This window comes from Pseudomonas sp. SIMBA_068, assembly GCF_046534705.1.
In the GTDB taxonomy this organism is placed as follows: Bacteria; Pseudomonadota; Gammaproteobacteria; order Pseudomonadales; family Pseudomonadaceae; genus Aquipseudomonas; species Aquipseudomonas putida.
In genome coordinates, this window is the sequence record NZ_JAWRYI010001364.1 from 1 (window position 1) to 244 (window position 244).

1 protein-coding gene is annotated in these 244 nt (G+C 51.6%); it reads right to left on the bottom strand.

What is annotated here, in order from left to right; genetic code table 11:
- Positions 1-244 (bottom strand): DNA replication terminus site-binding protein (locus SB756_RS34075; RefSeq protein WP_410913755.1); only part of this gene is annotated, 244 nt, incomplete at both ends.

Below are 244 nucleotides of genomic sequence, written 5' to 3' on the forward strand. Positions count from 1 at the left end.
TGATCAAACGAAGCGGCTGCGCCTGTGGTTTATAACGGTGTTGCACATTGTCGGCATCGTAATTTAACAACTCCCCAACATCCGGCACGCCCGCGCCATTATCCCGATTAATCAGCGCAATAAGCGGTGTAGGGCAAGCGTGTTGTACTTGTTTTTGATCTCCTTTGTACCAGACGCGGGCAATCGGCTGCACCTTCACCGGACGTTTGATTTTTAACTTCGCGTTCTGTGGCAGGGCAGCGAT